The following is a 14,430-nucleotide window of genomic DNA, read 5'->3' on the forward strand; positions in this document are numbered from 1 at the left end:
GGCATCTTTCCATATCGCAAGTTTACAATTCATAGAGGAAAGCGACTTTTCTTTCTATTCAGTAAGCAGAAGTGCGGAAGGTTAAATATTTTTCCTATACTCGTTAGGTGTGACCCCAAGGTTCTTCAGAAATAGAGAAATAAAATAAGACGTGCTTTCGTACCCCACTCTCTGGGCAATATCTTGAATCTTCAGTGACCCGTCTGCGAGCAGCTCCTTAGCCTTATCAAGCCGAATACGGGTTAAATAATCGTGGATCGTGATGCCTGTTTTATCCTTAAAAATAGATCTTAAGTAGTTCGGTGACAGATAAACCTGATCAGACAGACTATTAATCGTAATCGGCTGATCGTAATTTTGTTCAATCACGGTGCGAACCTTGTGGACCAGCTTTGTATTTTTATCCATAAGTCGCTCACCTAGCATGCTCACGGCATCACCCGCAGTGCCCAGGATTAAATCCTCGATCTCATGTAAAGTCAGCGCATTATAGATGGAATGATAGAGCTCCGCCCGCTTAAAGCCCTCGGGAACCGACTGATGCAGCTGCTCTAGCAGTTCATCAACAAGATCAATCGCCCAATTACAGATGATTTTTTTCTTGATTCTCAGCGTGGCCAATCCCACGAAATATTGATGCAGCTTTTGTGCGGCCTGCTCGAAGTCCAGCTGATTGATAGCTTCAAACCACTCTTTTCTCTCAAAAGGTGGCATATGTTCACTGTCGAACTGATTCGAAATAGCCGCGGCATGAATAATTAAGCCCGTGCCTTTATAAAAACGTTCATTTAAAATCACACGCGTCTGCTTATACAGATTATGGACCAGCGCTAATTCTGCTGCCTGCGCCCCGACTGCTGCCGTCACCGTAAAATCCAGTGCACTACGAATAGCCACTGCTAAATCCTCCCAAGTATAATAGCCAGGCTGTTGAGTCGCTTCCATAAACACACCTGTCTCGCCATCCTTGTAAGGAACAAAAACAACCTCTATATTTTTCGCCTTAAAAAAGTGATCCAGATAAGAGATCAGCCTACTCATACACTCTTCCAGACTCTGCTGCTCACCCTCCGCCTCCTTGGGATCGATGCTAAACAGTGCCATGGTATAACGATTACTCTCTGGGAGACGGGTCAGCCTATTGAAGTTATTTGCCAGCTCTGCGGCTTGCTCCGCATTTTTTTCAAAAGAAAGCTCCTTAAGAATTTTTGTTTTAGCAGCCTCCATAGAACGTTGTTTCATCTGAACCTCTTCGCAGCGTGCTTTAACCTTTTCGATAACGCTTTCAATTTCAGTCAAATCTAGCGGCTTCAGTAAATATCCGACAGCTCCTACATTAAGGGCTGATTTAACATAGTGGAATTCATCATGTCCGGTGAGGAACATAATTTGCATCTGGTCATAACATTCATGTATTTTTTTAGCCAACTCAATTCCATTCATTATCGGCATCTGAACATCTGTAAGAATAATATCCGGTTGAAAAGCCTCTATTTTCTCCAAAGCTTCTCTACCATTGCTCGCTGTTCCAACGACATAGATGCCCATCTCTTCCCAGCGGATATAATCTCTCATCATCTCAAGACCCATTTCTTCATCATCTACCAGAAAAATACTATACACCTGAGGTTTCCTCCTTCTTGTTGTCTGTATTTGCTCCTATTATATTCTTTTCCCCTTAGGCGATCATCGACCAAATTAATGTAAGTCATTTTCAGGCATGAATCGTTACTTTGTAAGATCTAATCCCAACGTGCTTGTAAAAAGGCTATCGGGTCCTAAGCAGACCAGATAGCTCTTCGATACCTACTCATCATTATTCGGACGCATAATGAAAACGGAGGCTCATCGCCCCCGCCGAATTATTATAACAGCTCCAATTGGCTGTTGAAATAGTAGCTTCCTCCTGTTTCTGCTTGGAAGGTATTTCTCTGATCTCCCCATCGAAGGGTCACCGTTCCCGGTGAGTAGGTGCGAAGCGTAGCTTCCGTCAACTGCCCCTTCTCCCAAACTATGTCTACCTCTACCTTTCCTTTGGCTCGTAATCCAGACACCGATCCTGTATTCCAGGCTTGCGGGAGCGCTGGCAACAGATGAATTTCATCCGCGTGGCTTTGCAGCAGCATCTCTGCAATGGTAGCCGTCCCGCCAAAGTTGCCATCCACGACAAAGATATTGCACTCTGCCCCACCAATCCCTGATTTGGAGAAACTGAACAGATTATCAAAGCACAGTCCGCTAATCAAATGAGAGATATGCTTATACGCCTTCTCCCCGTCATATAGTCTGGCAAAACTAAGGCCGAATAAGGCGGCGGTGAACTCTACATCCTCCAGTTCTTCCTGAGCCATCCGGTTCTCCAGCGTTACCCTTGCTGCCGCACTTAACTCCGGTGTTCTGTCCGGTGTAATCTGGTTGCTTGGATACAAAGCGAACAAATGAGCCAAGTGTCGATGCTCAGGTTGCGCTTCTTCATAATCTTCAAGCCACTCCTGCAGCTGACCTCTTTTGCCAATCTGTAGCGGGGGTAACTTAGCAATAGCTTCCTTTAGCTTCAGCTGAAGCTCCACATCTGTATCGAGCAACACCGCAGACTTCAGGCAGAACTCGAAAAGATCCTGTACGAGCACTTGATCCATGGTAGAGCCCATAGACAGCTGCTGTGCACCCTCGCTGCTATCTGCGGGATAGAAGCTGTTCTCTGGCGAGTTCGAAGGACCCGTCACCAGCCAGCCATATTTCGGATGAATCGTCATATAGTCGAGGAAGAATTCTGCGGCTTCTTTTAGAACAGGATATGCCTGGCGCTCTAGAAATACACGATCCTGACTATATTCATAATGCTCCATCAGATGGGTTGCAATCCATAATCCGCCTGTGACATTGAGCCCCCATGAGGTTTCCCAGCCCGGAGCTGTAAAACCCCAGACGTTAGAGAATACATGCGCCACCCATCCTTTGCTGCCATATAAATCGCGTGCAGTTGATCTTCCCGCCTGAGATAAATCTTCAATATATCGCATCAATGGAAGGTGGCTGTCCCCAAGGTTCACGACTTCTGTCGGATAATAATTCATCTGTGTATTAATATCGAGATGATAGTCGCAGCTCCAGCCCATACGACAAGCCTCACCGTCATTCCAGATTCCCTGCAAGTGCAGTGGAAGAGGTGAATCTTCCCGTGATCCGGCAATGGTCAGGTAGCGGCCATACTGGAGGAACAATGCGAACAAATGAGGGTCCTCCACCTGATCCTGTGCCAGCAACCTAATCCGCTGATCGGTAGGCAGACTTTCTTTCCCGGAGCTTCCCAATTGAATATCCACCTTTTCATATTCCTGACGGTAATCTTGAATATGATCTTCTTTTAACTGTGCATAACCTTTGGTTAAAGCCTGCCGTAGGTTGCTGTAGCTCTCCGTCTCCCAATCCTGGTTGCTCCGGCGATAATCGGTACTGACCCCAAAATAAATCCGGGCCTCATTAGCTCCGGAAACTCTTAATCGGCCATCCCCCCTGTAGATCGTACCGCCGGATAGACTTACTTTGAGCTGCCCTTTTGCCCATACCCCGCATTTACCATTACTATGCACCTTTTCTGTAGCTTGCCCCTTGAATTCAATGGTGTCGCCATCCACAACCTCAGTCGTAAACGATTCTGTCCCACCTTCGATGGCAAGCGTAAAGGATACACCTCCAGGCTTATCGCTCCAAATTCTTGAAACTAACAGATCATCGGCATGTGAAGCGAAGACCTCTCGATGGATGGTTGTTTCGCCGCTCTCATAGACCGCCCCAGCCACTGCACTTGTCAATTCCAGCTCCCGCCGAAACACACCGCCTGATTTAACATCCGCATCCTGGGCAAAATCAATAACAACCTCGCATAATCCCAGGTTCGTACCGAAATTTTGTTTTTTAGGCTGTAAATACTGTTTGGCTAAACGATCACCGCTGTCATAATCGCCGGCAAAAAAGTGACTTCGCGCCTCTTCAAGCGCAGTTCTACCTCCGGCAGGAGCAGGGTCGGGATCCTTTTGCCCAGACCAATAGGTCACCTCGCTCATGCTCCAAACCTCACGATGCGGCGCCGCCATTATAACAGCACCTATTCTTCCGTTGCCCAATGGCAAACCTTGCAACCAGCTTGTTGCAGGGGTTGAATACCACAATTTAAAATCGCTCATTAGATCGTCTCCTGTCTGTAATAGACCTCAAAGTGTTGTTAATTAATTCGCTTATTTCTTTATTAGCATTGTCTATTTATCGCATTTATCGTAACATTGTCGGTATTAATAGTCTTTGTTGACTCGTTCATTCATTTGACAATTTATCCGTTATCCCAAACATTTAACTACAGGCCAGAATTAAGAAATGCTGCTAGAAAAGGGGTATAGTATGAACAAACTATCTGAAATCACACCGTATGTTGGAGCAATCATGCCTTATCTGTACGACGGCAGCAGCAATGAGCATCTGCGCGTCGGCAATGCCTACGCTTTTCATCTGTTTACCGATGGCCCCGGTGAGATGGAAATCGACGGAATTCGTTATCCGATTGAGCGTAGAACACTGGTGTTTCTCCGTCCCGGCCAGCCACATGCCTTTCATATTTCCCCTTCTCATCCACTCTCGTCCTACAATGTCTATTTTGATTTGTGGGACAAGCAGTCGCCTATGTCTACTAATCTTTCTTTTATCCATGCGCCTGAACCCTTAAGGCTTGAGAAAAAGGCCACCGAAGTCCCCTGCGCCGAGCTGAACGAATTGCCTTGCGTCTTCCCGCTAGCTAAATATCCACAGCTATACGATAGTCTTGTGATGATTGCCAAAATATACAATGAAGCGATATTCTACCGGAATGAAGCGGTCCATAGCTTGTTATACGGTTGGATATTAAGCTGGTATAATGCCCTCCATCAGCATCAGCCAAGCGATTATCGGATTGTCCGCCTGTTGGAGTATTTGAACACTCATCCCGAACGTGGTAAATCTATCGAAGACTGGGCACATCTCTGCGGACTCAAGCGAACCTATTTTCATGAGCTGTTTCTGCGAGAAACCGGGATGACGCCGCGCGCTTATCATCATAATCTCGTTATGCGACGGGCGGCAGGTCTGCTTCTGGAGAGCGAGCTAAGTGTTACTGCCATTGCTGAGAAATTAGGCTATCCTTCGATCCATCCCTTTTCCAGACATTTCAGTGCCTGTTACGGCATAAATCCCACACAATACCGCCTTAATCCGCTAAGCCGAATACAAATATAGGTTATAAAAAAAATACGCGCTATCCGCAAGAAGCAGAGGGCGCGTATTCTTTTTTATTTTGCTGTCAATTTGAAGATTTTAGATTCTGCGGGTTCAAGCGTAACTTCCAGCTCTCCTGAGGTTTCCCCTTCTACACCTTCCCATAGGTCCAGCAGCTGGTAAGCACCTTGAGCATTCAGCCCTGCACGTTCTAATGAGATAGATCTAGGAGCGGATTTCACGGCATCGTAATTGAAGACGGCTATATAAAAAGCATTTTCTTCTGCAGATTCGAGCACAAAAGTATCACAGGATTGCTTGCCGAGGTCCCCTTCTATCGGTCTGAAGGTTTTGCCAAGACGAGCAACATCCATAATGTCCTTATTGCTCAGCCAAGCTTTGGCCCGGGCGGCGGCTTCCTCTTTTCGGAAGTCATCCCCTAGCAGCAGCACCGTTCCCGCGATCACCGAAGCGGTTAGCCGGCTGCGACCTTCATGCCAGCCCGTGGCTTCCTGGTTATGGCTCTTGTACAGTACGGAATGGTCAGGATCATTGTAACGGTACAATGAATCGCTCATCCACCAGCCATGGGTTAAAGAGTTGAGCATGTATTCTGTATCCTGCAGCGTGCCAAAAACATCACAAGAGACACGCCGGCTATGTGCAAATGCATAAGGGAACAACGGTGCGATGGACAGATTAATAAAGAACGGTCGACCAATTACCTCTAGAGACAGCTTGTTCTGCAAGTAGGACATACCGTAGTGATACGCCGCAATGCCCGTCGTAATCTCCGGATTGTGATGCTGCCCTTCCAGTGCGCCATGTGCTAAGAAATCCAGCTTGATATACTCGAATCCTTCCGAGATGAATTTATTTGTATACCAATCCATTCTTTGCAGGTTCCCCGGATGTGTGGGGTCAATGGCTAGCCCTCCATCAACATCCGGCAGAATCTCTCCTTCGCTGTCCCGAAGCAGGATATCGCCATAGGTGTATTTACCGTTCGTACCCTCCACGACATCTCCGAACTGAGAAGGACTTCCCCAGAAAGCGAAAGGGGTCCAGTAGGTTCCCGGTCTATGACCATTCTTCCGCACTAGCTCAAGTGCATTTTTCATCTCTTCTGCTGTGAAATTATCCCAAAAAGCGTCAAAGTTGATGTACAGCGTATCCTCATTCTGGAATCCTAACGGCTGCACTTCTTTTTTCAAAAACTCACTGGTCGACGTATACAAATCATAATCGAGTTCAGCCATTGCTGCAGACCAGCTATTCCAGCCAACAGGAACGCCACCCTCCCAAGCCAGCGGAGCTTCAATCCATGTATTGGCCCGGCCGTAAGCTTCAAGACCTTCTCTGTAATCGTCATAAAAACCTACGAATACGAGCGGTGACTCCACTCTTTTGCCTTTTACATAACCGTGCGGCTGAAAGTCGCGGGTTAATTCACTCACAGCCCCACCGTAAAGATCCAGCTCCTCGATCTGGCCGCTTCGCTCGCTTTTGATACGGATACCCGTTTTCCACACCTTATGAGTTATGGAACCCATGATAATCCCTCGCCGGCTATCCGGCGCGAACACTGCTGTTACCTCGTAGCTCTCTGTATCCATAGGTGGCTTCACCACTGTATATCTGACCCATTTATCGTTGTCGTAAGGCACACGCAGGATGCTTGGTTCATCCGGTTGACCTGACTCGCCGCCGAGTGATACCGATTTGCTCTGAATGACCGCCATGCGGTTCGCTTTGATATCCTCATCGCTTGCGATCGCACTTTGCATCAGCACATATGAGGATGACTCATAAATATAAAAATGCTGCTCCAGCTGTGGCAGCAGGGATGTTTCATGCACAATCACTAGATGAACACCTTTGCCAAAACCTTCACGAACAACCTCTTCCTGCAACTTCAGCACGTGGCTCTGATAGTGCTCAGTATTATATTCCCGGCCCTGCCAGCGAAAGGCGCTGCGAATCCCCTTTACATGTGCAGAAGTCCCGCCGACAACGGATGACTCACCTGTTCCGAGATCAATCTCCAGATTCACCAGGCCATTGGTTACACGGATAAGAGACGTTGTGTCTGTATTCACGTTTACGGTTGTATTACTGTCAGTTAGCATAATTTGCCTCCTTGTTGCTGCATTTTGGACCTTGAAGGCGGTAGTCTCAGTAGCTGTATCCCCCAAGTATGACCTCATTATAAAGAGCGGATAAAGCGTTTTCTATACAACGATCTTCCGATCCATACCGCGATCTAACACATCTTACCTAAACACTGCTGGTCCTGAAGATTCATGCAGCAATACAAAAAACAGCAGCAGGACCAAACGTTCAGGTCCTACTGCTGTTCATACGCTTATTAAACGGATTATTGCTGGTCATCAATGATAAGCTTGTAGGATTGTCCCGCGGTTGTAGCGAAGCTTACCCTTCCTTCGGCAGAATGTTCACACTGTAAATCGTGGCTGCCACAGGTTACCTTAAGTAGAGTATCCATGCGGATCACACATTCTGTGCCCAGCAGCGAAGTGATCTGCGCTTCCACTAGCTTGCCGTTGTCCCACTGAATGCTGACTTCAAAGCCACCGCGGGCACGTAAACCTGCAACGCTTCCCTCCTGCCATTCATTTGGCAATGCAGGCAGTAGTTCGAGATAGCCGCGGTGAGATTGCAGCAGCATTTCGGCAATCCCGGCGGAGGCTGCGAAGTTGCCATCAATCTGGAACGGCGGATGCGCGCCGAGCAGATTGGCATAAACTCCGCCGTGATTATACTGCTCCGACTCCCCGTCCTTCACCAGCCGCAGCATGTTGGAGAGCAGACGCAGGGAACGGTTTCCATCCCGGAAGCGGCTCCATAAAGCGACTCTCCAGCCCAGACTCCAGCCTGTGCTTTCATCCCCGCGCCGCTCCAGCGAGGTTCTTGCCGCAGCAAATAGCTCAGGGGTCTCTTCTTCTGACAACTGGCGGCCCGGATAAATACCAACCAGATGCGAGGTATGTCTGTGATACATGTCCTCATCCTCAAAATCAGAGGACCATTCCTGCAGTTGCCCGTACTTGCCAACCTGCAGTGGCAATAGACGCTCACGGGTACTTTTCAGCTCTTCACGCAAAGCTTCATCCGTTCCAAGAATCACAGATGCCTCGATACAGTTCGTGAACAACTCCCAGATCAGCGATATATCCATTGTGGCACCCGGGCTGACCGCAGCCACACCTTCCGCTGTCCGGAATTTATGCTCTGGTGAAGTGGACGGGGAGGTCACAAGATTGCCTTTGCCATCGTCAATTAGCCAATCCAATGCGAACAGAGCCGCCTCTTTCATGACAGGATAAGCCGAAGCCCGCAAGTATTCAGTGTCTCCGCCAAAAGCATAATGTTCCCAAAGATGCTGAGTCAGCCAGATACCCCCCATTGGCCAATAAGCCCAGCTTGGATCTCCATCGCCATAATCACCTACCGGTGCAGTGTGTGCCCAAAGATCCGAGTTATGATGAGCTACCCAGCCCCGGGTGCCATAGTTGGTCCGAGCGGTATCCGCCCCTCTCTTCGCCAGATTGCCGACGAAATCCAAAAGTGGCTCATGACATTCTGCCAGATTGCAAATCTCAGCGGGCCAATAGTTCATTTCTGTATTGATATTCAGTGTATAATTACTGCTCCAAGGCGGACGAGTAGAGGCATTCCATATTCCCTGAAGATTGGCAGCCTGCGTTCCGGGGCGCGAGCTTGCGATCAGCAAATAACGTCCGAAATGGAACAGCAGCTCAACTAGACCCGGATCTTGCGCGGAGTAAGTCGTAATCCGCTGCTCGGTTGACATTCCTTCCGGCGCCAGCGGCTTGCCCAGCCGAAGCTTCACCCGATCGAAAAGTGCCCGGTAATCAGTGATATGGGCTTGAAGCAGGCTGGTGTAAGACTTGCCTTGAGCACTTGCCAAGAAAGAAGCTGCAATGGTGGAGGCATCTTTTCCTTCAATTCCCGGGATTAGGTCATACCCTTTAAAACTTGTAGCCGCACTGAAATAAAAGGTTGCCGCTGTCGCACCCAGCAAATGAATCCCACTGCCATCAACCGTTACTTGGCCGTCATCCGCCGTCACGGAGAGTTGTCCTTCGAAAGCCATTCCCTTGCTGCTGCCTGATTCACCGTATCGGATGGGATTGTCGCTCCCGAAATAGCTTGGATCTACATGCTCCGGTGCCGTTCCCGATAGTACAAAGCTGTCGCCTTGCGAATAAAGGTTGTGCCGGAGCGGACTTTCCAGCGTAGCATGCACATTCAATGCGCCTGGCACACTTGCGGTCAAACGAAGTACAAGCAACTGATCAGGATGAGAAGCGAACATCTCACGGGTATAAGTAACATTGCCAATCTGATATTCAATGCGATGCAGCGCATTTTCCACATCCAGTGTACGCTGATAAGAATGATAGACGTTGCCATGCTCAAAACGAAGCAATAGATCACCAAAAGGTAAATAAGATTGAGTATACGGCCCCATCATTTCTCTAGTCAGCGTGTCCGCCTCAACATAGCGGCCTTCTTGAATCAGCTGTCGCACCTTTGGCAGAACGTTTTTAGCACCGGGATTGTTACCCTCTTTTGGGTATCCTGACCAAAGCGTATCCTCGTTCAGACTAATTTTCTCCTGTTCCACACCACCGAAGATCATACCGCCCAGACGTCCATTCCCAATTGGAAGACCTTCCGTCCATACATATGCTGGCTTGTCATATTGAAGTTTCATACGCGCTCTCCTCACCATCTGTCATTTAATAAATTATCAGCAATTTCAACCTCACTGCAGCATTTAATTCAATCGCATCATCAAGATTCGAAAGACTCGCCTCACCACTGCCTGCCGGAATTCCATTGCACTTAAAGACCAGTCCGCAGGTGCTCTTGGTACTAAGGGCCAACGCATCAATACTCTCAAACTTGGATTAGTGACATCCCGGTTCTCTTCCTCGCTGGCAGTATTCGAGATAAAATAAGGTTTCCGGATGGCCTCGTCCGGATAGAAATGATAGCAGCCCTTCGGCAATCCAGTAGTCCCGGGCCGGGAATTTCAGCGACAGCCTGAATAGCCCGAACCATGGCTGGCTGCGCGTCTAAACCAGAATCCGGCAGTACTCCATAATCCGTCAGGCGGATTACAGTAGGAGTAGTTAAGGCATTATTCTCGGCAGAAGTGATCATCGGCACCGCCTTTCTTTTTTGTAAACGCTTAATATTTGGCAGTATAATATCTCCGCTTTAAATAATCAATTGTGCAGCAGTTTCAGAATACGCAGGCTGGTACCTTTACTCTGTTCGTCCTTCAGCCCCGTAATGCGTACTGTAACCCGCAGTTCTTGACGTTGTTCCTGGATCGGAAACATGGCGATAATAGGCCGAAAGGCAAGCGGACACCATTCATCGAATAAGTTCACAGCTTTATAAGAACTGCCATTAAGCGAATATTCAAAAATCCCGCTGTCCGGTCCGTAGAGCAGCATCAAGCCTGCGCTTTGCCCGGTTACGGTAAAAGAAAACATAGCCTCCTTGCTATGGGTATACAGATGCTCTGTTCCAAAACGCCAGTTCATCAGCGGATCTCCTGCAGACAGTTCGCGAAGTTCGTAACCGTTCACATGATCAGCCGCGCGGAAATCAAGCAAACTGCCATATTCATAATTTTGCACCGCCAAGGGTGGAATATCTAAAGAGCTTTCGCTGCTCAAATTCGTCTTGCCAGGAACAAGCGCTGTCTCCAGATACTCTCGCAAAAAAGAAGCATACAGCGCATGACCGTCATCATTGGGATGATATCCATCCGGTGCCAGCTTAGTCCACTCCATTTGTCCCGCCTCTAGCTGCGCATAGACTCTAGCTGCAAAATTAACAGAGGGAAGCTTATAATGCTCAGCTACTTCTTCATGGACAGCGATATTAAAGGGATTGCTCCCGGAGAGATTCTTCTCTGCTGCCGTATACAAAAAGCAAATATCAGTGCCCGGTGACAACCGTCTGCATTGGCGGACAATGCCCTCCATCCCTCTAATGGATTCTTCCCGGTCACTGCCGTCATTGACGCTAAATTCAACGAATAACAAATCAATTGTGCCCTGCTGCAGGACATGCTCCTGTAATCGATGAGCACCTAAAGTTGAGTTCGTTCCTCCCACTCCTGCGTTGATGAAGCGGAACTCCTGATCCGCAAACCGTTCCTGAAGATACTTACCGGTGAGCGCTCTCCAGCTATATGTGTCTGCTTCGGAAGCACCTGCCCCCTCCGTAATTGAGCCGCCTAAAAAGGCAACGGTCACAGTCCCTTTTTCCGTAAGCCTGCCTTTAATTTGAGGTAGTCCACGGCGCGGAACTACAAATGAATGATTGCAATGTTTCTCGTCTGTCATAACTCAACCTCCATCCATAAAAAACCATATTTCTCCTTGAAATCAAGAAATCAGGTGCGGGGTCTATCATACAGCACCTGATTCTGATTTCAATATTTATTTTTTTGAAGTATCATAAGCCTTTTGTAAAATTTCGAGATAACGGTCAAGCTTCAAGTTCTGCAATCCCTTTACATAAGCGTCCCAGTCCTTGTTCAGATCCTTGTTGCCTGTGATGAATTGCAGCTCATTTTGTTCGATGTAATTTTTCAAATTTGTCTGCAGCAAGCTGGCTTCATCAATCTCACTTGGATCAATCCAGATCGACCAGATAGGGAACAACTCTTTAGGCTCATGACCTTCGTATAGCAGAGTCGCATCATACAATCTACGTTCGTAACCATCAGAAGCAAAGATGTCGGTACCTTGAACGTAAGTATCACGGTATTCTTTAGGCTCATAGAAGTGAGCCATACCACTCCAGCCCGCATTACGTGGTGCTGCGCCTTCTTCACCTGGAATTAATTTGATCATCGGTTTAACATCTTTACCCAACGCCACATCGCCTTCAACCGGATCGGTCCAATCGGTTCCCTTCAGGCCAGCTGCGCCATTCGTTTGGCCTTCTGGTGTGAACATATAATCCACCATCTTGATCAGTGTAATTTGCGCTTCTTCACTTGCTTTGTTTGTGATCACGAATTTTGCACCCGGGACTACGCCGCCTCCATCATGAGTCGCATAAGAAATTCCTGAAGGTCCCGAAATCGGAGGAAGCGGGTTGTAATGTGCTGAGCGGGTATTCCCCGGGTCGATGTTTACGAAGATCGCTGGGTGCATACCTGCACCTGCGCCTAGAATTTCTACATCAGCATTTTCACCGATTTTCTTAAAAGCTTCCGCGTTTTGTGTAAAGGCACCCGGATCAATTAACCCTTCGTCAAACAGGGATTTAATATAGGTCAATCCTTCTTTCCACTCCGGAGTAATGGCAGCAGATTGCACCTTTCCATCCTTCATGTTCAGGTAATTACGATCATCATCATAAACAAATGCGTTCATCAAGAAAGGAACGATCCGTACGCCGAACTCCTCGATGGAACCGCTTAGCGGCACTTCATCCGCTTTGCCGTTGCCGTTCGGGTCTTGCGTTTTAAAGGCTTTCAGTACATTTTTAAATTCCTCAGTGGTCTTCGGCATCTCCAAGTTAAGCTTTTTCATCCACTCAGTATTCAGCCACATTTTGCTAGGATAGGAACAGTGGAAGCATTCTGTATAAGCTACAAGTCCGTAAATGTTGCCATCAGGTGCAGTATTAAACGTTCTTAGGTCAGAGTTCTTTTCCATGGCTGCTTTAATATTAGGAGCATATTTATCAATCAGATCATTTAGCGGAATGAGTACACCTTGCTTGCCGTATTTCAGTAGATCGGCCTGTGAGAATTGATCAATATAGTGAGTAAGCAGGTAGGCATCTGGATAGTCGCCACTCGCCAGTGAGATCTGGCGTTTTTCCTGAGCACCATCCGATGGATTGATCTGCCAGTTGAATTTGAAATTAAATTTCTCTTCTACATGTTTTGTGAATTTATTGGTCGAAAGGTCGATGCCGGATTCCTGAACTGAGAACACGCTGATCTCAACCGGCTTGCCAGACGAACCCGAACCAGAGCCCTGCTGCGTGCTGGATGCGTTACCTGTATTTTTATTTGCACATCCGCTAATTACAACCGTAAATGCCATGACCAGAATTAGTAAAGTTATCAAGCTTTGCTTCTTCAAATATTATCACTCCCTTTTGTAATTTAGCAGGTGATACGATGATACCTTAAGTGTGTACTCCGGGCATACCTCCTTTCCAAAAAAAGAGATTCCTAAGATCAACCCTTGACGGAACCAACAAGCATCCCCTGTACAAAATAACGCTGTACGAAAGGATAGATAACAAGTACCGGCAAGGTGGCAATCACAATTAAGGAATACTTCAGCAGCTCGGAAAGCTGTTGTTTCTCGACCAGTTTCCCCACGTCCATAGCCCCACCAGCGCTGTTGTTCTGAATGATGATGCTTCGCAGGACAAGCTGTAAGGGGAACAAATCTGCTGATTTCAGATAAATCAACGCATCGAAATAGGCATTCCATTGACCTACCGCGTACATAAGCACCAACACTGCGAGAATCGGTTTGGATAACGGGAGTACCACGCTCCAGATGAATCTCATATCACTACAGCCGTCGATTTCACTAGCTTCCAAAAGCTCCTCCGGAATCGAGGATTGAAAGAAGGAGCGGGCAATAATGACCTGCCAGACCCAAATGGCGTTCGGAATCAACAGCGCCCAGCGAGTGTCGATCAGATGCATCTCCTTCACAACCAAATAGGTGGGAATTAGCCCCCCACTGAAGATCATGGTGAAGGTAATGATCATCATCAGTGTATTTCGTCCGAAAAAACCTTTTCGAGACAGTGGATAAGCAATCATAACCGTTAAAGTTATACTAATCAGCGTTCCCGCTGCGGTGTAGAAAATTGAGTTTCCATAACCAGTGATAATCTCAGGCGTATTCAGCAATACTTTAAAACCTTTGAAAGATATATCCACAGGCCAGAGCCAGACACGACCAGAGGTCACGGCTGCCGGACTACTGATTGAGCTGCTGATGATAAAAATAAGCGGATAAAGTACAGCGATTACCACAAGAGTGAGCACAATATAGATTGTGATCAGGAACGCTTTGTCGCCGACGGATTCTTTAATCTTTTTTTGAACTGCTGCTGCCATAGATGAGC

9 protein-coding genes are annotated in these 14,430 nt (G+C 47.5%); 1 reads left to right on the top strand and 8 read right to left on the bottom strand.

The genetic code is table 11. From position 1 onward, the window contains the following. Nucleotides 1-81: 81 nt before the first annotated feature. Nucleotides 82-1,623, bottom strand: a complete 1,542-nt coding sequence (locus MKX34_RS23545; RefSeq protein WP_076297205.1) for a response regulator — start codon at nucleotides 1,621-1,623, stop codon at nucleotides 82-84. Nucleotides 1,624-1,865: 242 nt separating this feature from the next. After that, nucleotides 1,866-4,187, bottom strand: a complete 2,322-nt coding sequence (locus MKX34_RS23550; protein WP_076224922.1) for a glycoside hydrolase N-terminal domain-containing protein — start codon at nucleotides 4,185-4,187, stop codon at nucleotides 1,866-1,868. Nucleotides 4,188-4,398: 211 nt separating this feature from the next. Here MKX34_RS23550 and MKX34_RS23555 point away from each other — a divergent pair, with 211 nt between their 5' ends. Beyond that, complete coding sequence (locus tag MKX34_RS23555; RefSeq protein ID WP_038572706.1) at nucleotides 4,399-5,268, top strand: AraC family transcriptional regulator; 870 nt, start codon at nucleotides 4,399-4,401, stop codon at nucleotides 5,266-5,268. 53 nt (nucleotides 5,269-5,321) lie between these two features. Here the strand turns inward: MKX34_RS23555 and MKX34_RS23560 are convergent, their stop codons facing one another. The 6 genes from MKX34_RS23560 to MKX34_RS23585 all read right to left on the bottom strand — a co-directional run bounded on the left by MKX34_RS23560 (nucleotide 5,322) and on the right by MKX34_RS23585 (nucleotide 14,422). Beyond that, nucleotides 5,322-7,376 (bottom strand): alpha-galactosidase, encoded by a 2,055-nt coding sequence (locus MKX34_RS23560; RefSeq protein ID WP_076224924.1) that lies wholly within the window; start codon nucleotides 7,374-7,376, stop codon nucleotides 5,322-5,324. A gap of 248 nt (nucleotides 7,377-7,624) precedes the next feature. Next, complete coding sequence (locus tag MKX34_RS23565; protein WP_076224925.1) at nucleotides 7,625-10,009, bottom strand: glycoside hydrolase family 95 protein; 2,385 nt, start codon at nucleotides 10,007-10,009, stop codon at nucleotides 7,625-7,627. A gap of 185 nt (nucleotides 10,010-10,194) precedes the next feature. Further along, entirely contained in the window at nucleotides 10,195-10,461 is a 267-nt protein-coding gene (locus tag MKX34_RS23570; protein WP_036683261.1) for a hypothetical protein, read from the bottom strand. 65 nt (nucleotides 10,462-10,526) lie between these two features. After that, nucleotides 10,527-11,660, bottom strand: a complete 1,134-nt coding sequence (locus MKX34_RS23575) for an SGNH/GDSL hydrolase family protein (RefSeq protein ID WP_036683262.1) — start codon at nucleotides 11,658-11,660, stop codon at nucleotides 10,527-10,529. 96 nt (nucleotides 11,661-11,756) lie between these two features. After that, on the bottom strand, nucleotides 11,757-13,382 hold the full coding sequence (locus tag MKX34_RS23580) for an extracellular solute-binding protein (protein ID WP_051491287.1): 1,626 nt from the start codon (nucleotides 13,380-13,382) through the stop codon (nucleotides 11,757-11,759). Nucleotides 13,383-13,519: 137 nt separating this feature from the next. Then, nucleotides 13,520-14,422 (bottom strand): carbohydrate ABC transporter permease, encoded by a 903-nt coding sequence (locus MKX34_RS23585; protein WP_036683268.1) that lies wholly within the window; start codon nucleotides 14,420-14,422, stop codon nucleotides 13,520-13,522. Nucleotides 14,423-14,430 lie beyond the last annotated feature (8 nt).

The organism is Paenibacillus sp. FSL R5-0636, from assembly GCF_037974255.1.
Lineage (GTDB): Bacteria > Bacillota > Bacilli > Paenibacillales > Paenibacillaceae > Paenibacillus_AQ > Paenibacillus_AQ odorifer.

What these genes read in the sequence shown, in the direction of transcription:
- MKX34_RS23570 (WP_036683261.1), bottom strand. Translation starts at nt 10,461, where the DNA reads ATGATCACTTCTGCCGAGAATAATGCCTTAACTACTCCTACTGTAATC.
- MKX34_RS23565 (WP_076224925.1), bottom strand. Translation starts at nt 10,009, where the DNA reads ATGAAACTTCAATATGACAAGCCAGCATATGTATGGACGGAAGGTCTT.
- MKX34_RS23550 (WP_076224922.1), bottom strand. Translation starts at nt 4,187, where the DNA reads ATGAGCGATTTTAAATTGTGGTATTCAACCCCTGCAACAAGCTGGTTG.
- MKX34_RS23555 (WP_038572706.1), top strand. Translation starts at nt 4,399, where the DNA reads ATGAACAAACTATCTGAAATCACACCGTATGTTGGAGCAATCATGCCT.
- MKX34_RS23560 (WP_076224924.1), bottom strand. Translation starts at nt 7,376, where the DNA reads ATGCTAACTGACAGTAATACAACCGTAAACGTGAATACAGACACAACG.
- MKX34_RS23580 (WP_051491287.1), bottom strand. Translation starts at nt 13,382, where the DNA reads ATGGCATTTACGGTTGTAATTAGCGGATGTGCAAATAAAAATACAGGT.
- MKX34_RS23585 (WP_036683268.1), bottom strand. Translation starts at nt 14,422, where the DNA reads ATGGCAGCAGCAGTTCAAAAAAAGATTAAAGAATCCGTCGGCGACAAA.
- MKX34_RS23575 (WP_036683262.1), bottom strand. Translation starts at nt 11,660, where the DNA reads ATGACAGACGAGAAACATTGCAATCATTCATTTGTAGTTCCGCGCCGT.